Here is an 18,970-nt window from a genome sequence, read left to right as displayed (position 1 = left end):
CTCTCGCAAACTCTTCAGGTTCTCCCAGACGGTCTTCCTATAATTCCTACATGGCCATTCTCTCGAGCACGGCCAAGGCGTTGGGGAAGTTTCTCGCTTTCCTCGCCGTGAGCGCCATCTGCGGCGTGCTGGTGGCGGGGTTCATGATGCCCGCCGCGGTCGTCACGTGGGGGGCAGCATACGGCTCCGCGTCGTTTTTCGACAGCCTTCCGAGCGAATTGACCATCAATCCTCTGAGCACGGTCACGAAGGTCCTCGCCGGCGACGGGTCGATGATCGGGACCCTCTACAGCGAGAATCGCACGCCGGTGCCGTTCGACCGGATGTCCCCCAACATCAAGAATGCGATCATTGCGATCGAGGACTATCGCTTTTACGAGCATGGCGGCGTCGACACGACGGGAATCCTGCGCGCCCTCGCGGCGAACATCCGGGGAGATCGGCAGGGAGCCTCGACCATCACGCAGCAGTACGTGGCCAACGTTCTCAAGGAGAACCTCGTCGCTCAGGGAGCGGATGCCTCGGCCGAGATCAACGGCCAGAAGACCATCGGGGACAAACTCCGCGAAATGAAGCTCGCGATCTCACTCGAGAAGCAGGTTTCGAAAGATCAGATTCTCGCGGGCTACCTCAATATCGTCTTCTTCAGCACGAATGCCTACGGGATCGAGGCAGCGAGCCAATATTTCTTCTCGGTGAGCGCCAAGGATCTCACGCTCCCGCAGGCAGCCCTACTCGCGGGCATTGTCAACGGGCCCTCGGTCTTCGATCCGGTCGCCCATCCGGATAATTCGCTCGCCCGCCGGAATCTTGTCCTGGACACGATGATGCAGCGCGGCTATATCGACCAGAAACAGCACGACGACGCGGTCAAGGTGCCGCTTCAGCTGAAACTCAATCCCCCGAGGCAGGGCTGCGCCTATGCGGTGCAGGCCCAGTATTTCTGCGACTACGTCCTGCACCAGATCCTCAACGATCCCGCCTATGGCTCGACGACGAATGACCGGCTGCAGCGGGTCCTCCAGAGGGGCCTCACCATCAAGACGACGATCGACCCGAGGCTCCAGGGTCCCGCCCAGGCCCAAGTCGATGGGACCGCCGGCGCGAACCCCGACAAATGGGGCACGGCCCTTGTGACGATCCAGCCCGGCACCGGCAAGATCCTCGCGATGGCGCAGAACACTCGCATGCTCCCCGGCCAGGGCCTCAACTTCGTCACGAGCTACAACTTCAATATCGATCGGACCGACGCGAACGGGAACGACCTCGGCGGGTCTGGCGGCATGCAGCCGGGTTCGGCCATGAAGCCGACGACGCTCACGGCATGGCTCAGCGAGGGCAAGCCGACCAATCAGATCGTCAATGCGGCGCAGCGCGTCTATCCGCTCAACTATCCGTGGCGATCCACCTGTGGGCGGCCCGTCGGGGCGTTCGACGACGCCGAAGTAGTCAGCCTGGGCACGTCGCCGTCGCTCCAGAACGACGAGCCCCAGTGGTATCGCCCGATGTCGGTTCGCGAGGGCGTCTACCAGTCGATCAACACCGCGACCTTCGCCTCCGCGGCCGGTCTCAACGACTTCTGCGACATCCAGCGAGCCGCAGACGCGCTCGGCATGCACAACGGCGAGGGCCACGGGCAGAGGGCCGACATGATGACGCTCGGAGACCTCCTCGGAGGCCTCAACATCTCGCCCCTGACGATGGCGAACGAATACGCGACGTTCGCTGCCAACGGCACGTACTGCGCCCCGATCTCGATCACTGAGGTCGACGATGCACAGGGCAAGAAGATCGGCGGGCAGTCGCCGTCGTGCACTCCCAACGCGGTCAAGCCGGATGTCGCGAAGGCCGTGACCAACGTGCTCCAGGACGTCCTCACGAAGGGGTCCGGCTACAACATCAAGGACGACGCGGGCCACACCATCTACCTGGGCGTCCCGGACGCCGCCAAGACCGGCACCAACCAGTTCAACAGCGAGACGTGGCTCATCGGCTACACGCGGGGCCTCTCGACGGCGTCGTATTTCGGCGAGGCGCTCGGCAATCCGGAGGAGCACCTCGGGCGGAACGTCTTCGTCAACGGCCGGTACTGGCCCGTCATCGACGGGGCCTACATCGCCGGGCCGCAATGGGCCTATTACATGCAGAAGGTCCTCGGCCTGTACGACCACGGCAGCTTCGATCCCCCGCCGCCGAGCCTCATCGACGCCCCGAAGGGCAAGTAGTGCACGGTCCGTCGGCTACCCGAACGCCGCGATGGCCCAGAGCACGAGGATGACTGCGTTCGCGGTGACGAGCCCAGTTCGGACCCAATGGGTCCTCAGGATCTTCCGGAGGTAGGGGCTGTCCGCACCCCGCGCGTCGTTCGCGAGCTTTGCCTGCCACCGGCCCCAGAAGGCGGCGGTCAGCACAAGGGACAAGATCTGGGAGCCGAGCGATCCCCAGATCCCCCACGCCGGGGACCCTTCGGGGTGGAACCACACCATGACGACGGCGGTGATCAGGCCCAAGGCGACCGGCGCGAAGACCCAGTACGGCAGCTTCCGCCAGTGGGCGCGCTGGACCTCGTGGAACCGCTCGCCGACCCGCGTCCACGTGCGGAAGATGTCCAGCTCATGGGCCCAGACCGTGCCGAAGTTGTACCCGCCGATCAGCAGATTCGCGAGCAGCAGGGCCTTCATGGAACAACCCTAAGTCCCGGCGTCGGCTCCGCTACAAAACCGACACCGGGACCCTGACGCAGATCTGGGGATGCATGCGCCGCAATCGAAACTAGCACTCTCATCTCTGTGGGTGACACCCCAGGCCGAAATATTCGACGGCGGCGAGCTTAGGAGATCTTGCGGCGGTAGGTGGCCATCGCGAAGGCGTACGCGACGACGAGGATGCCGACGCACCAGGCGAGGGCGACCCAGATATCGCCGCTGACCGGCTGCTGCGTGAGCAGGTCCCGGATCGCGTTGACGATGGACGTCACCGGCTGGTTCTCGGCGAAGGCACGCACCGGGCCGGGCATCGTGGCCGTCGGGACGAAGGCGGAGCTGATGAACGGCAGGAAGATGAGCGGGTAGGAGAACGCGCTCGCGCCGTCCACGGTCTTCGCGGTAAGGCCCGGAATGACGGCGAGCCACGTCAGCGCGAGGGTGAACAGGATCAGGATGCCGGCGACCGCGAGCCATGCGAGCACCCCGGCTCCGGAGCGGAAGCCCATGAGGAGGGCGACAAGCACGACGACGACGAGCGAGGTCAGATTGGCGACGAGCGAGGTCAGCACGTGCGCCCATAGCACGGACGAACGCGCGATCGGCATGGACTGAAACCGCTCGAAGATTCCGTTCTTCATGTCCAGGAAGAGCCGGTACGCGGTGTAGGAGATTCCCGAGGCGATCGTGATGAGCAGAATGCCGGGCAGCAAATAGCTCACGTACGAATCCGACCCCGAATTGATCGCGCCGCCGAAGACGTAGACGAATAGCAGCATGAATCCGATCGGCATGATCGCGGTCGTGATGATGGTGTCCAGGCTGCGCGCGATGTGGCGCAGGGACCGCCCCAGCAATACGGCGGTGTCGTCGAAGAAGTGCGTGGTCATCGCTGTTCCTTAGTCTTCTGCGCCGAGATCGTGATCTTTTCCGACATCGTGGTTTTTGCAGACATCGGGGTCTTGGCCGGCGTGGAGTCTGTTCCGTTGTGGCCGACGATGGCGAGGAAGACGTCCTCGAGCGTCGGCTGCTTTTCGACGTATTCGACCTCGGCCGGCGGAAGCAGGCGCTTGAGCTCGGCGAGGGTGCCGTTCACGATGATCCGGCCGTCGTGGAGGATCGCGATCCGGTCGGCGAGCTGCTCGGCCTCGTCCAGGTACTGGGTCGTGAGCAGGACCGTCGTGCCGTTCTCCGCGAGTTCCTTGATGGCCTGCCACACCTCGATGCGGGCCTGGGGGTCAAGCCCCGTCGTCGGCTCGTCGAGGAAGATGAGCGGCGGATTCCCGATGAGGCTCATCGCGATGTCGAGTCGGCGGCGCATGCCGCCCGAATACTCCGCGACCTTCCGCGAGGCCGCGTCCGTGAGCGAGAAGCGCTCGAGCAGGCCATCCGCGATGGCCCGCGGGTTCTTGAGGTGGCGAAGCTGGGCGACGAGCACGAGATTCTCCCGCCCGCTGAGGATTTCGTCGACGGCCGCGAACTGCCCCGTCAGACTGATCGAATTGCGCACGTCCGCGGCCTCCGCGGAGACGTCGAAACCGTTGACGGTCGCCGTGCCCGCGTCGGCCTTGAGCAGCGTCGAGAGGATTCTCACGACCGTGGTCTTGCCGGCACCGTTCGAGCCGAGCAGCGCGAAGATGCTCCCCCGCTCAACGTCGAAGTCGACGCCGCGCAGGACCTCGAGCTTCTTGTACGACTTCTCCAGGCCCTTCACATGGATCGCGGCGCTCATTTCTGTTCTCCTCTCTCCGCATCGTCGATCGCCTTGGTCAGGCGGGCGCGTTCCTTGTCGATCCACCGCGTGCCGCCGTAGGCCTGCGCGAATGTCTCGGCGAACTCGACGGGATCCTCGCCGACGATCGCGCGCACCGGAGTGCCGTCGGCCACGGCGCGTTCCCACAGGTCGGCGAAGTCGCCGAACATCTTGAGTGCGGTCTCGCCGTCCGTGGCCATGCCCCCGTAGTACATGAGGTACCGTTCGAGGGCCTTCGCGGCGGCGCCGTGGGGCTCGGGAAGGGCCTCAATGCGCTTCTTGTACTGCTTGTACTGCTTCTTCTGCTCGAGCGATCCAGTGACCAGCTCGATCCATTTGGCTGCCATGTCATTTGCCTCCTTCGTCGCGGAGCTGGCCGAGTCGTTCGGCGAGAAAGCCCCAGGTTGTCCAGAACTCGTCGAGATATTCCTGCCCTTGAGCGTTGAGCGAATACACCTTGCGCGGCGGCCCCTTCTCCGACGGGATCTTCTCCACGTCGACGAAGCCCTTCTGCTCGATCCTCACGAGGAGCGCATAGATCGTGCCCTCCGCAATGTCGGAGAAGCCCTCTTCCCTCAACCGTGCCGTGATCTCGTAGCCGTACGCGGGGCGTACGGACAGGATCGCGAGGACGATGCCCTCCAACGTGCCCTTGAGCATCTCCGTCATCTGCTTGCCCACGAACACCTCCTCAATCAGCTACTCAACATCACTAGCTACTAGTACATAGTAACGCTGAATAGCGACGGCGCAAACCCCCTTTCTCACCGAGCCGAGTAAGCGCGAGCTCAACCGTGCCGACAACTCCTCCGCGATCCCCGACCGCCATGCGGTCGCCACGAGGCTGCGGTCTCGTGTGACGAGATCGGGTCTGTTTCACATTTGTAAAACAGCTCCTAGAATGGGTGTCATGACCGCATCGATCGGCTTCCGCCCCACACCGGACGACGAGCGCATCCTGCACGAGGCGGCGCGGCCGGGCGAGACCACATCGGACACCCTTCGCCGGGCATTGCGGCTGTTGGACCATGAGCGCTGGCTCGAGCAGTTCCGGTCCGACGCGGAGGGACTGAAAGGCGAGAACGTCAACGCGGAGCCGGAAGCCTGGTGATCCGCGGCGCCGTGTACCGTATCGATCTCGGGCGGCCGCGAGGGCACGAGCAAGGAGGCAAGCGGCTCGGCCTGGTTGTATCTCCGTCTGATTCGCCGCTGTCCGTCGTCACGGTGGTGCCCACGTCGACGTCGGCCGGTCAAGCCATCCACCGCCCGGAGATCGAGGTCGCGGGTCGGGCGACGCGGATGCTGGTCGACCGGATTCGCACGATCGACGTCGACTATCTCGTCGGGGACCCGGTCGACTACCTAACCAGGGACCAGTTCGCGGAAGTGGAACTCGCCCTTGCCCATTACCTTGGCGTCCAGGGTGCGATCTCGCCAAGGAAGCGCTGAAGCCTGGATGAGCGGGCGCCATCGAGCGGGGGCCTAGGTTTGCGCCGCTCTCCGACGATCGGCGGCGTTGGTGGGATGGCCACCGCTGGCTTCCCACGCTCTCCCTCGATGGGAGATGGCGGTTCGACGGTCAGACGTGGCGCCGAACGAGCACCCGGCGGAGGCCGTCGCTCTGGGTGTTTGGCGCCGGATAGGTCCCCGCCCGAATCCGGTGACCTAGGCCCACGGATGAAACCCCGACGTGTTTAGAGTTACGAGCCCCCTGCCGGATTCGAACCGGCGACCCTCTGTTTACAAGACAGATGCTCTGGCCAACTGAGCTAAGGAGGCGCGACGCCGAGGCACGCCGGCGCACCACACCAGCGTAGCGGCAATGTCCCGCCGTTCAGAAACCGGCGGAACTCCGGCAGAGGAGCCGATTGGCGGTAATGAAGGGGGTTACACCCGGCGGAACTACAGCCAACCGGCGGGCTTGCGGCCAACCGGCGGAACTGCGGCCAACCGGCGGAACTGCAGCCATCCGGCGGACCTGCTGCCGACCGGCGGAACTACAGCCAACCGGCCGGGCTTGCGGCCATCCGGCGGAACTGCAGCCATCCGGCGGACCTGCTGCCGACCGGCGCCCAAAACAAAGGCGGCCCGATCCCCCAAAGGGGCCGGGCCGCCGTCGTCCGCGAAAAGCCGCGCCGCCGGAAAGGCTACGCCTTCGCGCGAGCGTCCAGGTCGGCCTGGAGGAACGCGTCGAAGCCCTGGTTCTGGGAATCGGCGAGGCCCCACTGCTTGCCGTCCACGATGGCGGTCGGCGTGCCGGTGACTCCGCTCGAGAGGGCGAGCTGGGTCGTGTATTTCACCCACGGCCGGTACGTCTTGTCGTCGACGCACTTCGAGATGTCCGCGCCGACGCCCGAGGCGATGTCCTTGAGCTTCTGGTCGGAGAGCCCGTCCGAGCCTTCGGCAGGCTGCTGCTTGTAGAGCTCGGCGAAGAAGTCAGCGTACTTGTCCGGGTTCGAGTTCGCGACGCACGCAGCAGCGGCCGCCGCGCGCGAGGAGTAGTTCGTCCTCGAGTTCCGGTCGAGGAAGGCGATCGGCCGGTACTCGAGGGTGATCTGACCCGCGTTGCGAAGATCCGTGAGCTTCTGCCCGTACGTCTGCTCGAACTGGTTGCAGATCGGGCAGATGAAGTCGACGTACACGACCACCTTGGCAGGCTGGCCCTTCGGCGCCGCCTCGATGCCGGGGGCGTTCGCTGCCTGGCCCTGCGTGGGCTGCGCGCTCGCCGTCGGCACGCTCGCCACATTGACGTTGGCCGCGGGCGCCGCCACGACGCCGCTCCCCTTCGTGAGCGTGATGCCGCCGTTCGAGTTCATGTTCGCCGGGCTCGGCCCGCTGTCCGCGATCGGGGCGTTCTGGCGCATCGTCGTCGTGATGACAATCGCGACGATCGCGATGACCGCGACAAGCGCCACGACGACGCCCCAGCGGACCAGAAGCTTGTTCCGCTTCTCCTTCTTGAGCTGCTCCTCGCGGATCAGGCGGGCCTTTTCGCGGGCGGCGGCAGTGCGCTCCGCCTTCGTGGGGCGTGATTGATTAGCGGGGCTCATCCGTTCCTCGTGTCAGTTCGCGGCGCGCCGAGTGCGCGCCGATCGCGGCGACGGGGACAGTGTATGCCAGCGCACACACCCAGCCCTGTCAGGGTTCTCCATTGGCCGCAACGAGCGGGCTCGGGCGGCAGTTCCGAGACCAGCAAAAGCTAGGTGAAGCTCACACCCCGAGAGCAGCACAAAGGGCCCCTCACTAGTGCGAATTTTGCAACTCCGGGACCCCCTCGCGGACCCTCCCCGGTAGGGTGGGGACTGACCCCAGTGAATTCGAGGTGGCACGAAAGTGGCCCAGCACACCCAGCGGACAGCACCAGAATCTAAGGTCCACGGCGGCAGGTCCGGCGGATCGTACGACTTCCTCGTCGTCGCGAATCGCCTGCCCGTGGACAGAGCGAACGGGGGATGGAAGCGCTCTCCCGGCGGGCTCGTCACCGCACTCGCGCCGATCATGGAGAAGTCCGACGGCGCATGGGTCGGCTGGGTGGGATCCCCCGACGAGGAGATCGAGCCGTTCGAGCATGCGGGCATGGCACTCATCCCCGTGGACCTTTCGACGTCCGAGGTGGAGCTGTATTACGAGGGCTTCTCCAACGCGACGCTCTGGCCGCTCTACCACGACGTCATCGCGCCTCCCGAGTTCCATCGCACATGGTGGGACGCGTACCGCCGTGTCAACGAGCGCTTCGCGGTCGCGGTGCTCGCGCGCGCGGCCGAGGGCGCGACGGTGTGGGTGCAGGACTACCAGCTCCAGCTCGTCCCGGCGATCCTCCGCGAGCGCCGCCCCGATCTGAGGATCGGCTTCTTCAACCACATCCCGTTCCCGCCACCGGAGATCTTCTCCCAGCTCCCGTGGCGCCGCCAGGTTCTCGAGGGCCTGCTCGGTGCGGACCTCGTGGGCTTTCAGCGGCCCAACGATGCGCTCAACTTCGCGCGGAGCGCCCGCCGTTACGGGGGCGCGAGCGGCAAGGGCACCCACATCATCGCGGGTGGCCGCCAGGTGCGGGCGGAGCCATTCCCTATCTCGATCGACACCGAGCGCATCTCCAACCTCGCGCAGGAGCCCGAGATCCAGGCCCGCGCCAAGCAGATCCGTCAGGACCTCGGCAGTCCCAAGACGATCATGCTCGGCGTCGACCGCCTCGATTACACGAAGGGGATCCGGCACCGGCTCAAGGCCTTCGAGGAACTGCTTTCCGAAGGCCGCATCGAGGTCGGCGAGGCCACGCTCATCCAGGTCGCGAGCCCGAGCCGCGAACGCGTCGAGCAGTACCGCCTCCTGCGCGAAGAAATCGAGGGCACTGTTGGCCGCATCAACGGCGCGTTCGACACCCTCCAGCACACCGCCGTCCGGTATCTCCACCACAACTATCCGGTCGAAGAGATGGTCGCCCTCTATCTCGCGGCGGACGTCATGCTCGTCACGGCCCTCCGCGACGGCATGAACCTCGTCGCGAAGGAGTACGTCGCGTCCCGCTTCGCCGGCACGGGAGCGCTCGTGCTGAGCGAGTTCGCGGGGGCCGCGGACCAGCTCAAGCAGGCGCTCCTCGTCAACCCGCATGACATCGCCGGGCTCAAGGACGCGATGGTCGCGGCCGCGAAGATGCCACCCGGCTCGGCGAGCCGACGCATGAAGGCGATGCGCAGGCAGATCATTGTGCATAACGTCGAGGAGTGGTCCGCCTCATTCCTCAACCGACTCGCGGAGGTCACCCATGGCTAGTTCCGGCGTCCCCGATGACCTGCGGATCGCGCTTGAACGGCTCGCCGCCGTCGAACGCCTCCTCGTGGCGCTCGACTTCGACGGCGTCGTCGCCCCCATCGTCGACCGCGCCGAGCAGGCGCGCCCGCTCGCCGAGACCGCGACGGCGGTCGCGGAGCTTGCGGCCCTCGCGGGGACGTGGACGGCGTACGTGTCGGGGAGGTCGCTCGCGAGCCTTGTCGAGGTGGCATCGCCCGACGCGCGGACCCTCCTCATCGGGAGCCACGGCGCCGAGGTGCGGCTGGGCGCCGAGGAGCATCCGGTGGTCCTCGACCGCGACCAGCAGGAGGCGCTCGACGCGCTGCATCTCGCCTTCGCCGAGGTCTCGTCACGGGCGCAGGGGACGTGGGTCGAGGAGAAGCCCGCGGGCCGTGTTCTCCACACGCGCCAGGCCGACCCCGAGGTCGCGGAGGCCGCGGTCGGCGCGGCGCGCGAGCGGCTCGCCTCCCGCCGTGACGTCTTCCTCAAGACGGGGAAGCAGGTCCTCGAGGGCTCGGTCGTGCACGCGACGAAGGGCGAGGGCATCGCCTTCCTGCGCCAGGTCACCGAGGCGGACGCGGTGCTCTTCGCGGGCGACGACGTCACGGACGAGGACGGCTTCGTCGCCTTGGATGACGGCGACGTCGGCATCAAGGTGGGCGACGGCGATACTGCGGCGGGATTCCGGGTGGCGGGCCCCCAGAACATCGCCAAGGCCATGGCCCTCCTCGTGACCCTCCGGGCGGAGCTCGGCGCACAGCGGACGCCCTAGGCATGGTGGACGTCACACTTTGGAACGGCGTGTGACGCATGCCATACTCGTGGAGTGAGCCCGGGTACAGACCCCGTGGCTTGCCTTGTGCCAGAATCGGCGATGCCAGTCTCGGCAGCCGCTTCTGGCACACAACTGAACAACACGAACCATTCACAACGGATCGTCCGGCACGTACCTGCCGGTGAAGGGACAAGATTACTGTGGCAACAGTGACGTTCGACAATGCGACGCGCCTGTACCCGGGCACTGACAAGCCCGCCGTCGACAAGCTCAACATCGAGATCGCAGACGGCGAATTCCTCGTTCTGGTCGGCCCCTCCGGCTGCGGAAAGTCCACCTCCCTGCGCATGCTGGCCGGCCTCGAGGACGTCAACTCGGGCCGCATCCTCATCGGCGACCGCGACGTCACTGACGTTCCGCCGAAGGACCGTGACATCGCCATGGTCTTCCAGAACTACGCGCTGTACCCGCACATGTCCGTTGCGGACAACATGGGCTTCGCGCTCAAGATCGCCGGCGTCTCGAAGGAAGAGCGCGCGCAGCGTGTTCGCGAGGCGGCCAAGCTCCTCGACCTCGAGCAGTACCTCGACCGCAAGCCGAAGGCGCTCTCCGGTGGTCAGCGCCAGCGCGTCGCCATGGGCCGTGCGATCGTCCGCAACCCGCAGGTCTTCCTCATGGACGAGCCGCTCTCGAACCTCGACGCCAAGCTCCGCGTCCAGACCCGCACGCAGATCGCGTCCCTCACGCGCCGCCTCGGCGTCACGACCGTCTACGTCACGCACGACCAGGTTGAGGCCATGACGATGGGCGACCGCGTCGCGGTCCTCAAGGACGGCCTCCTTCAGCAGGTCGACACCCCGCGCAACCTCTACGACAGGCCCGCGAACGTGTTCGTGGCCGGCTTCATCGGCTCCCCCGCCATGAACCTGCTCGAGCTTCCCGAGGTGGACGCCGGCGTGAAGTTCGGCGGCGCGGTCTACCCTGTGGCTCGCGACGTCCTCGCCGAGGCCACGGGCACCACGGTCACGCTCGGCGTGCGCCCCGAGGACCTTGAGTCGGCGCCGCAGGGCGAGGGCCTCGAGGTCGAGGTCGACGTCGTCGAGGAGCTCGGCGCCGACGCGTACGTCTACGGCCACACGAACCTGGGCGGCCAGAACCACGACATCGTTGCGCGCGTCGACGGCCGCCGTCCTCCGCTCAAGGGCGACAAGCTCTGGGTTCGCCCGCAGGCGGGCCACGTGCACCTCTTCGACACGAAGACGGGCCTCCGCCTCGCTGCCAAGTAAATCTGGATGTGTCAGCTGTGCCCGCCGGATTCCCGGCGGGCACAGCCGTTTTCCCTGGAAGCGCTTACCCCTGAAATGAGCACGATGAACGGCGCCAATTGGCAGGACGAGCCGACCGACTACGAGATGCTCGGGAAGCTCCCCCGCAGCGAACCGCTCCCCGAGCCGCCACCCGCGAACGTCATGGGCTCGCTCAGCATCACCGCGGCTGCGGCCGATCCGGAGCTCCTCGACCTCCCCTGGCACATCGCGCTCGAGGAGTGGCCCGAGGAGTATCTCGCGGCGCTCCCCCGCGGCATCTCACGCCACATCGTGCGTTTCGCGAAGCTCGGCACCTCGGTCATCGCCGTCAAGGAGACCGGCGAGCACATCGCGCGCCACGAGTACCACATGCTGCGCCGGCTCCAGCGGCTCGACGTCCCGTGCGTCGAGCCCGTCGCCGTCATCCGCGACCGCCAGACGCCGGACGGCCGCCCGCTCGACCCGGTGCTGGTGACGCGGCACCTCAAGTTCTCGCTGCCCTACCGCGCGCTCTTCTCCCAGACGCTGCGCAAGGACACGCTCACGCGCCTCATCGACGCACAGGCGCTCCTCCTCGTGCGCCTGCATCTCATCGGCTTCTACTGGGGCGACGTCTCGCTGTCCAACACCCTCTTTAGGCGCGACGCAGGCTCTTTCGCCGCGTACCTCGTCGACGCGGAGACTGGGGAGCTTTACCCCGACCTCTCGACGGGCCAGCGCGAGTACGATCTCGAAATCGCGCGCGTCAACATCGCGGGCGAGCTCATGGACCTCCTCGAAGGCGGGCTCATCGACTCCGAGGTCGATCCGGTCGCGACGAGCGAGCGCATCATGGACTCCTACCGCAACCTGTGGGCCGAGCTCACGGAGAAGGAGTCGTTCGAGCTAGGCGAGCGCTGGCGCGTGGGCGCGCGCATCCGCCGCCTCAACGAGCTCGGCTTCGACGTCGAGGAATACGCGATCAAGACGACGCCGGACGGCTCGACGATCCAGCTCCAGCCCAAGGTGGTCGACGCCGGCCATCACCAGCGGCGCCTCCTGCGCCTCACGGGCCTCGACGCCCAGGAGAACCAGGCCCGCCGCCTCCTCAACGACATGGACTCGTTCCGGGCGGACAACTTCCCGGGCCAAGACGAGGAGATCGCGGCCCATGCGTGGGTGAGCCAGGTGTTCGAGCCGATCGTGCGGGCCATCCCGCGCGAGCTCTCGGGCAAGCTCGAACCCGCCGAAGTCGTGCACCAGGTGCTCGAGCACCGCTGGTACATGTCCGAGAAGCTCGACCGGCACGTGCCCCTCGCCGAGACGCTCCAGTCCTACATCGACACGGTGCTGCGGCACCGCCGCGACGAGGCCGCGATCATGCTCAACCCGGACACCGCAACGCTCAAGCTCCTCGAGACGGAGTCCTCGGACGACGAGCTGGACGACGAGATTCTGGACGACGACGAGGCAGCGGTCGACGGCGAGCCCGTCGAGGCCGAATAACGACGACGGCGACGCCCGCCTTCCGATGCGCCGTTCAAGGGTCACGTCCCGCGGGTCCGCCGCCGTTCAAGGGTCACGTCCCGCGGGTCCCCACCCGTTGAGGCAGTGCGCTGGCTGATGACGCTAGTACACGTGCACCGAGAGCCACTCGACGAGCGGGCGGAGCTCGCTCCAGTACCCGCGGATCCGGTCGAGGGCCTCGGGCGTGCCGAGCCATTCGGGCGAGCCGAGCACCTTCCCCGCGGTGAGGGACTTGTGCTTGAGGAGTTCGGCACGCGGGTGGTCTGCCCCGAACTCCCGCGGCACAGTCTTGAGCCGCTCGCCCTCGATCGCGAACCCAGCGTCGCTCAACGCGCCGACGATCCCCACGAGCTCCTCGCCCGACGCCGGGGCGGCGACGGCGGCGCGGAACTTGGCGACCTGCCCAGGCATGGACGTGTGGCAGCCGCCGCCGACCATGAGGCCCGTCGCGTCGAGGTGCAGGTAGTACCCCGTGCCCTCGTCAGTCGCTGCGAAGCCGCCCTGCGACGTCTTGTATGGCGACTTGTCCTTGCTGAAACGCACGTCCCGGTTGGGCCGGAAGGCTTTGCCCTCGCCGAATTCGCCTGAGAGCGCGTCAAGGAGAGCAAGCATGGGCTCGCGGATCGCCGTATCGTAGACGTCCTTGTGTTCAAGCCACCATTCGCGCGTGTTGTTCTCCTCGAGCTCGGCGTAGAACGCCGGGCCCTCGGCGGGAAATCCCTTGAAGTCGCTCATGGACAGGATCATCGCCGATCTGGAAAGCCCCCGCAATCCCACGATTTCAGCGGTCAGCGGTGACCTCGCGAATGAACGCGTCGATGGCGTCCTGCATCTGGGCCAGTCCTGGCTCTTCGAGCGGGTAGTGGCCAGCGCCGTCGAGCATGACGGTCTGGACGGGCACTTTGGTGATCTTGCTGAGCACGGGGACGCTTAGCTCGTAGGGTGACCAGCGGTCCTCGGCAGGCTGGGTCAGCAGGACGGGACAGGCGTCGAAGTCTGCCGGTTCGACGTCGGGCACATAGCTCATGTATTCCGCGAGGAATTTCACCCACATGGCGTTTCCGGCGGAGGACCTATCGCGAAGGAACACTTTCATCGCGCCGTCGTTGTTCGCGAGGGCGCTCATCTTCGAGGCGACGGTCATGGGGTAACGGAGGCTGCGCAGCGGCGTCTTGGAAAGGACTCCCATCAGTGCCGGGCCGAGCGCGGCGGTGAGCGGATCGTGCGCCGTGTCGTGGGCGACTTTCGGGACGCGTTGATCAAGGAACGTCATGCCGACGATCCCCGCCAAGGTGCCCTTGGGCGCGTGAGCGGCGACATGGTAGGTGAGCATGCCGCCGGCGCTGAGACCGTAGAGCACGATGGGCCGGTCGTCGCGGGCCTTCTCCTGCGCGAGGTAGTCGGTGACCATCTGCACCCAATCGCTGTAGCCGGGTGTGGTGCCTTGGGCGACCTGGGTCATGCCGTAGCCCAGGTTGTCGAGCGAGGTGACCTCCCAGCCGCGGTCGGCAAGCACCTTGCCGAGAATGAGGGTCATCTGACGCCCGTTGGTTCCGACGCCGTGGTGCAGGATCGCCTTTGCGGGGGCGTCTGGATTCAGATAGCGGTCAAGATGGATGCGGTGGCAGTTCCAGTCCCAGAATTCCTCGGCGGGGAGGTGGGCTGGCGCAGTGAGGCGGAGGCGCTCGGGAAGGAACTGCTGCAGTTCCTTCCACTCTTCCTGGTCGGCGTACAGAGGTGAGGTGTTCATGGCTGGTTTCCTTCCGGCAAGGCCCGCCACGGCGGCCCTCCGACTTTATGACCACTGGTCACATGACCAGTGGTCATAATATTATGATCGGATGGTCCGGCGGTCAACCGGCCACATGGAACAGGGAGGATACCTTGCCAACAGGAACATGGGAGCGGCTTCCAACTGCACGCCGTGAGGCCGTGGTGGAGGCGGCCGAGGCGGAGTTCGCCGCCCGAGGTTTCAGCGGCGGAAGCCTCAACACGATCGGCCGCGAAGCCGGCGTGTCCAAAGGCAGCCTCTTCCAGTACTTCACCGACAAGGCCGATCTGTACGCCTACTTGGCCGAACTCGCGAGTATGCGCATCCGCGCGGCGATGGAGGCCGAGATCGCCAGACTCGAGTGGGAGGACGACTTCTTCGGCTCACTCGACGCATTGCTTGCCGCATGGGTACGGTATTTCTTCGACCACCCCCGGGACCGCGCCTTGACCGCGGCCGCCAACCTCGAAGCCGACCCCAATGCGACCGCCGCAGTCCGGGCCACCGTCAACCGCCATTACCTAGCCGTGATCCGCCCGCTCTTGGAGAAGGCCGCAGCATCTGGGAAACTCATCCCCGGCAGCGACGTCGAGGTACTGCTGGCCTTGCTCCTCGTCCTCCTCCCCCATCTGGCCATCGCCCCGCACACGCCCGGGATGGACCCGGTTTTGGGCATGACGGGGACCAGCGTGGAAAGGGCTGCCGACGCCGCCCACCGCATCACCGTGACCCTGCTCAACGCCTACCGGCCCTCGACCGACCGGCAACCGCACAACGAAGAACGGAGCACCTCATGAGCAGTCATTACGACGTCGTCGTCCTCGGCGCCGGACCGGGTGGCTACGTGGCAGCGATTCGCGCCGCGCAGCTCGGGAAGAGCGTCGCCGTCATCGAAGAAAAGTACTGGGGAGGGGTGTGCCTGAACGTCGGGTGCATCCCCTCCAAGGCCCTCCTGCGCAACGCCGAACTCGCCCATACCTTCCAGCACCAGGCGGCGCAGTTCGGCATGAGCGGCGAGGTCACCTTCGACTACGGCGTCGCCTACGACCGAAGCCGCACCGTGGCCGAAGGCCGCGTGAAGGGCGTGCACTTCCTCATGAAGAAGAACGCCATCACCGAGATCGACGGGCGCGGGACCTTCCGGGACGCCCACACCATAGACGTCGCGCTCAGCGCTGGACGCGGCATCACGGTCACCTTCGACCAGGCCATCATCGCCACAGGGTCCACCGTCCGCACCCTTCCGGGGGTGGAGTTCAGCGAGAACGTCGTCAGCTATGAGGAGCAGATCCTCAGCCGGGGCCTCCCTGGGTCGATGGTGATCGTCGGCGCGGGAGCCATCGGCATGGAATTCGCGTACGTCCTGCGCAACTACGGGGTACAGGTCACGATCCTCGAGTTCCTCGACCGCGCCCTGCCGAACGAAGACGTCGAAATCTCCCGTGAGATCACCCGCGAATACAGGAAGCTCGGGATCGACATCCTCACCTCCGCGAGGGTGGAAACGATCGACGACGACGGCGCATCAGTCACCGTCAGCTTCACGGCGGCCACCGGCGAGCAGAAGACCCTCCGTGCCGACAAGGCGCTCCTCTCCGTGGGTTTCGCACCGCGCGTCGCCGGCTTCGGACTCGAGAATACTGGAGTGAGCCTGACGGATCGGGGCGCAATCGCCATCGACGACTTCATGCGCACGAACGTCCCCCATCTGTACGCGATCGGCGACGTCACCGCGAAACTGCAGCTCGCCCATGTCGCCGAAGCACAGGGTGTCGTGGCCGCGGAGACCATCGCGGGAGCGGAGACCATGTCTCTTGGCGACTACCGTATGATGCCGCGCACCACCTTCACCAAACCTCAGGTCGCCTCCTTCGGCCTCACCGAACAGCAGGCCATCGACGAAGGCCGCAGCATCAGCGTTGCGAAGTTCCCCTTCACCGCCAACGGCAAGGCTCAAGGCATCGGGGCGCCGGCCGGCTTCGTCAAGATCATCGCCGACGCCCGATACGGGGAACTCCTCGGCGGCCACCTGATCGGCGACGACGTCGCCGAACTCCTGCCCGAGCTCACCCTGGCCCAGAAATGGGACCTGACCGCTGCTGAGCTCGCCCGCAACGTCCACGCTCACCCGACGCTCGGCGAGGCACTCCAGGAGGGATTCCACGGCCTCGTCGGTCACATGATCAACCTCTGAACGGAACTATTCTGGTGATGCTGAACCTCGGGGACATGCCCGTGGACGCGTCACGGGGTGACGTGCAGCCTGGCGGTCGGGACGAGGGAAAGGAGGGTCGCGTGGGAGTCAGCATCCGCGACGTGGCCGAAACGGCCGGCGTCTCGATGGCCACCGTCTCGCGCGCGCTGAGCGGACGCGGCAACGTCTCGCAGCGCAGCCGCGAGCGGGTGCTCGACGCCGCGGAGAAACTCGGCTTCGTCCCGTCCTACAACGCCTCAAGCCTCGCCTCCGGTCGGACGCGCAACATCGGGGTCATGCTCCCGAGCGTGAGCAGGTGGTTCTTCTCAAGCGTTCTCGAGGGCGCATCGAAGGCGTTGCTCGAGGCTGGCTACGATCTCACGCTCTACAACACGGGCGAGCAGCCGGGCAGCCGCGAGAGCGTGCTCAACGACTTCCTGCTCCGGCAGAGGCTCGACGGACTCCTCGCGGTCTCGCTCGAGCTCTCGTCCGACGAGGTGGACCAGCTCATGCGGGTCAAGCGGCCTGTCGTCGGGGTGGGTGGGCTGATCGCGGGCGTCGCGACGCTTCAGATTGACGACTTCGAGGTCGCGCGCGCGGCGACCCAGCATCTCATCGGCCTCGGACACCGAGACATCGCGCACGTGAGCGGCACGGCGGAATTCGAACGCGACTTCGCGCTCCCCACGAGCCGGCGCGAGGGCTTCCTCGCCGCGATGAAGGACGCGGGCCTAGAAGTACGGTCGTCGTGGCTCGCCGCGACCGACTTCACGGTGAGCGGCGCCTACTCGGCCTCGAAGCGGCTCCTCGCCTCACCCGGCGGTCGGCCCACGGCCATCTTCGCGGCGTCGGACGAAATGGCGTTCGGCGCGATCCTCGCCGCGCGGGACCTGGGCCTCCGAGTTCCCGACGACGTCTCGATCATCGGCATCGACGGCCACGACCTCGGGCCGCTGTTCGGCCTCACGACGTTCGACCAGGCCCCCCGGAAGCAGGGGGAGACTGCGGTGCGGATGCTCCTCGGTCAGGTAGAGGGCGACGGCGCCGAGGCCCACAGCGGCACCATCGAGCCGGAGTTCGTGGTCCGGTCGAGCACGGCGGCCCCGAAAGCCGCCCGGCGGGCCTGAGGCTGCGGGGACACGCGCCTCGGAGTTAGGGACTCAGACCAGGCCAGACGTCCCGTCGGGCCGGACGTCCGGGTCAGGCCACAGTCTCGACCGAACCCTCGGGGACGCCGAAATACGCCGCGAAGCGCCCGAGGATGACGGGCCACTCACTGTACTTCTCATACTGCTCGAAGCCTTCGTGGCCCTGTGCCCAGCCGTCTTGGGTGAATGTCATCAGGGTGCTCGGCACGCCGCCGGCAGACCCGGCGTCCCCGAATTCTGCTCGGACTCGTGTCGGCGCGTCGGGACGCCACGCGAGCGTCCACGCAAACTCGATCGCTTCTCCGGGCGTCTCCTCGACAACTTCGCCCCATGCCTGCATCTCGCCAAGCGCCGATTCCTCCCCGATGATTCCGCCTTCCACGAAGGCGTGGGTCCCCTCGCCAAAGCCGGTGTAGTTCGTCGGCCACCAGAGATGGATGTCGCCGACGAAGGCAGAGAACGCGATATCGCGCGGCGCCGGCAGGGTCAGGCGGTAGAGGCGCGACGGCGGCGCAGCAGCAGCAGCGTCCGACTCGCCCGAGTCCGGACGATGGGAGAAGAGCGGTTCCACGGGTTCGATCCTACGGGGCTCAAGGCGACCGGCCGAGCGCGCGAAGGCCCTGCTGGGTCTCATGGGTAAGTTGCGGTCCCGCCTCGGGTGCTGCGGGGTTGGGCCTCGGGTGCTGTGGGGTTGGTTCTCGTTCTTGAAGTGGGTGGTTAAGTGGGTGAGGGCCCCACGTCGTTGTGGGGCCCTCGGGTGGTGTTGTCCGGCGGTGTCCTACTCTCCCACACCCTGGCGGGTGCAGTACCATCGGCGCTGTGGGGCTTAGCTTCCGGGTTCGGGATGGGTCCGGGCGTTTCCCCCACGCTATGGCCGCCGTAACCTGTTCTCCGCTGCCCCCGGCCCGTTTTGGTGTGGGGTGGGGGTGGGATGTCTGGGTTGCGGTGCGTCCGGGCCCCCTGGGGGGTCGGGTGCGCGTGTGCTGTGTTCTGTTGTGGTGTTGTGGTGTGGTTTCCCGGGGTTTG

Annotated in this window: 19 protein-coding genes, 1 tRNA gene and 1 rRNA gene; 10 read left to right on the top strand and 11 right to left on the bottom strand. The window is 66.5% G+C overall.

What is annotated here, in order from left to right; translation table 11 throughout:
* Positions 1 to 50 precede the first annotated feature (50 nt).
* The gene (locus RBS12_RS16945) at positions 51 to 2,225 is read left to right on the top strand and encodes a transglycosylase domain-containing protein (protein ID WP_307967312.1); all 2,175 of its coding nucleotides are present in this window, start codon (positions 51 to 53) and stop codon (positions 2,223 to 2,225) included.
* A 15-nt stretch (positions 2,226 to 2,240) separates the two neighbouring features.
* On the opposite strand, the gene RBS12_RS16940 is transcribed toward RBS12_RS16945, so the two are convergent.
* The 5 genes from RBS12_RS16940 to RBS12_RS16920 form a co-directional block, all read right to left on the bottom strand.
* Complete coding sequence (locus RBS12_RS16940; RefSeq protein ID WP_307967310.1) at positions 2,241 to 2,681, bottom strand: hypothetical protein; 441 nt, start codon at positions 2,679 to 2,681, stop codon at positions 2,241 to 2,243.
* A 149-nt stretch (positions 2,682 to 2,830) separates the two neighbouring features.
* Positions 2,831 to 3,592: an ABC transporter permease gene (locus RBS12_RS16935; protein ID WP_307967309.1), complete on the bottom strand. Its 762-nt coding sequence runs from the start codon at positions 3,590 to 3,592 to the stop codon at positions 2,831 to 2,833.
* Positions 3,589 to 4,434: an ATP-binding cassette domain-containing protein gene (locus RBS12_RS16930; RefSeq protein WP_307967308.1), complete on the bottom strand. Its 846-nt coding sequence runs from the start codon at positions 4,432 to 4,434 to the stop codon at positions 3,589 to 3,591. Before RBS12_RS16930 ends, RBS12_RS16935 begins: the two co-directional genes overlap by 4 nt.
* A complete protein-coding gene (locus RBS12_RS16925; protein WP_307967307.1) occupies positions 4,431 to 4,802 on the bottom strand; it encodes a DUF1048 domain-containing protein in 372 nt (123 codons plus the stop codon). Before RBS12_RS16925 ends, RBS12_RS16930 begins: the two co-directional genes overlap by 4 nt.
* A 1-nt stretch (position 4,803) precedes the next feature.
* Positions 4,804 to 5,136, bottom strand: a complete 333-nt coding sequence (locus RBS12_RS16920; RefSeq protein WP_307967306.1) for a PadR family transcriptional regulator — start codon at positions 5,134 to 5,136, stop codon at positions 4,804 to 4,806.
* A 229-nt stretch (positions 5,137 to 5,365) separates the two neighbouring features.
* Between RBS12_RS16920 and RBS12_RS16915 the strand changes: the two genes are divergently transcribed.
* On the top strand, positions 5,366 to 5,566 hold the full coding sequence (locus tag RBS12_RS16915) for a hypothetical protein (protein WP_307967305.1): 201 nt from the start codon (positions 5,366 to 5,368) through the stop codon (positions 5,564 to 5,566).
* Positions 5,563 to 5,904, top strand: a complete 342-nt coding sequence (locus tag RBS12_RS16910; protein ID WP_307967304.1) for a type II toxin-antitoxin system PemK/MazF family toxin — start codon at positions 5,563 to 5,565, stop codon at positions 5,902 to 5,904. Before RBS12_RS16915 ends, RBS12_RS16910 begins: the two co-directional genes overlap by 4 nt.
* Positions 5,905 to 6,160: 256 nt before the next feature.
* Here the strand turns inward: RBS12_RS16910 and RBS12_RS16905 are convergent.
* Together RBS12_RS16905 and RBS12_RS16900 are read right to left on the bottom strand one after the other, a co-directional pair.
* Positions 6,161 to 6,234 (bottom strand) — tRNA-Thr (locus tag RBS12_RS16905).
* Between the two features lie 368 nt (positions 6,235 to 6,602).
* A complete protein-coding gene (locus tag RBS12_RS16900; RefSeq protein ID WP_307967303.1) occupies positions 6,603 to 7,505 on the bottom strand; it encodes a thioredoxin domain-containing protein in 903 nt (300 codons plus the stop codon).
* 283 nt (positions 7,506 to 7,788) lie between these two features.
* Between RBS12_RS16900 and RBS12_RS16895 the strand changes: the two genes are divergently transcribed.
* The 4 genes from RBS12_RS16895 (at position 7,789) to RBS12_RS16880 (ending at position 12,810) form a co-directional block, all read left to right on the top strand.
* The gene (locus RBS12_RS16895; RefSeq protein WP_307967302.1) at positions 7,789 to 9,225 is read left to right on the top strand and encodes a trehalose-6-phosphate synthase; all 1,437 of its coding nucleotides are present in this window, start codon (positions 7,789 to 7,791) and stop codon (positions 9,223 to 9,225) included.
* Positions 9,218 to 10,015, top strand: coding sequence for a trehalose-phosphatase (otsB, locus tag RBS12_RS16890; RefSeq protein ID WP_307967301.1), 798 nt, complete (start codon positions 9,218 to 9,220; stop codon positions 10,013 to 10,015). Before RBS12_RS16895 ends, otsB begins: the two co-directional genes overlap by 8 nt.
* A gap of 203 nt (positions 10,016 to 10,218) precedes the next feature.
* Positions 10,219 to 11,304, top strand: a complete 1,086-nt coding sequence (locus tag RBS12_RS16885; protein ID WP_307967299.1) for a sn-glycerol-3-phosphate ABC transporter ATP-binding protein UgpC — start codon at positions 10,219 to 10,221, stop codon at positions 11,302 to 11,304.
* Between the two features lie 75 nt (positions 11,305 to 11,379).
* Positions 11,380 to 12,810, top strand: a complete 1,431-nt coding sequence (locus RBS12_RS16880) for a DUF4032 domain-containing protein (protein ID WP_307967298.1) — start codon at positions 11,380 to 11,382, stop codon at positions 12,808 to 12,810.
* A 123-nt stretch (positions 12,811 to 12,933) separates the two neighbouring features.
* Here RBS12_RS16880 and RBS12_RS16875 read toward each other — a convergent pair whose 3' ends face one another.
* Positions 12,934 to 13,566 (bottom strand): DUF2461 domain-containing protein, encoded by a 633-nt coding sequence (locus RBS12_RS16875; RefSeq protein ID WP_307967296.1) that lies wholly within the window; start codon positions 13,564 to 13,566, stop codon positions 12,934 to 12,936.
* 46 nt (positions 13,567 to 13,612) lie between these two features.
* Positions 13,613 to 14,581, bottom strand: a complete 969-nt coding sequence (locus RBS12_RS16870; RefSeq protein ID WP_307967295.1) for an alpha/beta fold hydrolase — start codon at positions 14,579 to 14,581, stop codon at positions 13,613 to 13,615.
* Between the two features lie 185 nt (positions 14,582 to 14,766).
* Between RBS12_RS16870 and RBS12_RS16865 the strand changes: the two genes are divergently transcribed.
* From RBS12_RS16865 to RBS12_RS16855, 3 genes are all read left to right on the top strand, one after another.
* Complete coding sequence (locus tag RBS12_RS16865; RefSeq protein WP_307967294.1) at positions 14,767 to 15,399, top strand: TetR/AcrR family transcriptional regulator; 633 nt, start codon at positions 14,767 to 14,769, stop codon at positions 15,397 to 15,399.
* Positions 15,396 to 16,796, top strand: coding sequence for a dihydrolipoyl dehydrogenase (lpdA, locus tag RBS12_RS16860; RefSeq protein WP_307967293.1), 1,401 nt, complete (start codon positions 15,396 to 15,398; stop codon positions 16,794 to 16,796). The genes RBS12_RS16865 and lpdA overlap by 4 nt, the downstream gene beginning before the upstream one ends.
* A 101-nt stretch (positions 16,797 to 16,897) precedes the next feature.
* Complete coding sequence (locus tag RBS12_RS16855) at positions 16,898 to 17,923, top strand: LacI family DNA-binding transcriptional regulator (protein WP_307967292.1); 1,026 nt, start codon at positions 16,898 to 16,900, stop codon at positions 17,921 to 17,923.
* Between the two features lie 73 nt (positions 17,924 to 17,996).
* On the opposite strand, the gene RBS12_RS16850 is transcribed toward RBS12_RS16855, so the two are convergent.
* Entirely contained in the window at positions 17,997 to 18,515 is a 519-nt protein-coding gene (locus RBS12_RS16850; RefSeq protein ID WP_307967291.1) for an SRPBCC domain-containing protein, read from the bottom strand.
* A 194-nt stretch (positions 18,516 to 18,709) separates the two neighbouring features.
* Positions 18,710 to 18,826, bottom strand: a 5S ribosomal RNA gene (gene rrf, locus RBS12_RS16845).
* Positions 18,827 to 18,970 lie beyond the last annotated feature (144 nt).

It is taken from the genome of Sinomonas sp. ASV322 (assembly GCF_030908245.1).
Classification (GTDB): domain Bacteria; phylum Actinomycetota; class Actinomycetes; order Actinomycetales; family Micrococcaceae; genus Sinomonas.
This window is presented reverse-complemented; position numbering and strand designations above follow the sequence as displayed.

What these genes read in the sequence shown, in the direction of transcription:
- lpdA (WP_307967293.1), top strand. Translation starts at nt 15,396, where the DNA reads ATGAGCAGTCATTACGACGTCGTCGTCCTCGGCGCCGGACCGGGTGGC.
- RBS12_RS16925 (WP_307967307.1), bottom strand. Translation starts at nt 4,802, where the DNA reads ATGGCAGCCAAATGGATCGAGCTGGTCACTGGATCGCTCGAGCAGAAG.
- otsB (WP_307967301.1), top strand. Translation starts at nt 9,218, where the DNA reads ATGGCTAGTTCCGGCGTCCCCGATGACCTGCGGATCGCGCTTGAACGG.
- RBS12_RS16940 (WP_307967310.1), bottom strand. Translation starts at nt 2,681, where the DNA reads ATGAAGGCCCTGCTGCTCGCGAATCTGCTGATCGGCGGGTACAACTTC.
- RBS12_RS16880 (WP_307967298.1), top strand. Translation starts at nt 11,380, where the DNA reads ATGAGCACGATGAACGGCGCCAATTGGCAGGACGAGCCGACCGACTAC.
- RBS12_RS16900 (WP_307967303.1), bottom strand. Translation starts at nt 7,505, where the DNA reads ATGAGCCCCGCTAATCAATCACGCCCCACGAAGGCGGAGCGCACTGCC.
- RBS12_RS16915 (WP_307967305.1), top strand. Translation starts at nt 5,366, where the DNA reads ATGACCGCATCGATCGGCTTCCGCCCCACACCGGACGACGAGCGCATC.
- RBS12_RS16870 (WP_307967295.1), bottom strand. Translation starts at nt 14,581, where the DNA reads ATGAACACCTCACCTCTGTACGCCGACCAGGAAGAGTGGAAGGAACTG.
- RBS12_RS16930 (WP_307967308.1), bottom strand. Translation starts at nt 4,434, where the DNA reads ATGAGCGCCGCGATCCATGTGAAGGGCCTGGAGAAGTCGTACAAGAAG.
- RBS12_RS16875 (WP_307967296.1), bottom strand. Translation starts at nt 13,566, where the DNA reads ATGAGCGACTTCAAGGGATTTCCCGCCGAGGGCCCGGCGTTCTACGCC.
- RBS12_RS16945 (WP_307967312.1), top strand. Translation starts at nt 51, where the DNA reads ATGGCCATTCTCTCGAGCACGGCCAAGGCGTTGGGGAAGTTTCTCGCT.
- RBS12_RS16935 (WP_307967309.1), bottom strand. Translation starts at nt 3,592, where the DNA reads ATGACCACGCACTTCTTCGACGACACCGCCGTATTGCTGGGGCGGTCC.